1 protein-coding gene is annotated in these 799 nt (G+C 43.6%); it reads left to right on the plus strand.

Features of this window, described 5'->3' with window-relative positions; all coding sequences use genetic code 11:
• Positions 1-799: fibronectin type III domain-containing protein (locus A3729_RS01830; protein WP_156497580.1), on the plus strand; the 799-nt coding region annotated here is incomplete at both ends.

Here is a 799-nt window from a genome sequence, read left to right on the forward strand (position 1 = left end):
TGCTAGCAAAGTGATTGGTGCTTTAAGTACAGAATTTGTAGATTCAACCCCGCCAAACTGTATAACACCACCTACAGCCCAAGCATTTGTTAATTTTGCCGAAGTCACTTGGGAAAGCAGTGAGCTAGCAGTAATAAGCCTTAACTACAGGGAAAAAGGAGCAAGTACTTGGAGTCAGCAGGCGAATTCAGAATTAAGAGAGACGGGACTAGAATTACTGAACGGGCTATTACCTGACACCAATTATGAGTATCAAATAAGTTTGACTGATGCTGTAGGTAATAGTGCTGATTGCGCTATAGCGGAGTTTAACTCTGGAACTGAAGCTAGTGCACCTGAGCTCCCTGCCCCCTTATTTACAATTCAGCCTTTCGTTAGTGATGTTAGCGCGTCTAGCGCAATCGTCAACTGGTCAACAGAAAAGGCATCAACAGGTCAAGTTCGTTATGGCCTCACGTCTGACGAAATGAACCAGCTTGAATCCGATTTCAACTTTACCGCCGCTCACGCTATCGCGCTTAATAACTTGCAAGCAGAAACAACTTACTTTCTTCAGGTAGATGCTTTCAATTCTGAAGGTGAGCAAAGTATTAGTGAGACGATAAGTTTTACAACGGAGTCAAACCCAACAACCGAGCTAATACCGCCGAAAATTATTTCGGGTCCATTCGTAAAAAACATAAGTGACGTATCTGCAGTCGTAGAGTGGGTGACGGATAAGGAATCCGATAGCACGGTCGTAATTAGCGGAGGTGATACATTTTCCCGCCAAGATCTAACGACTAATCATTCTGTAGTA

The organism is Oleiphilus sp. HI0043 (assembly GCF_001634935.1).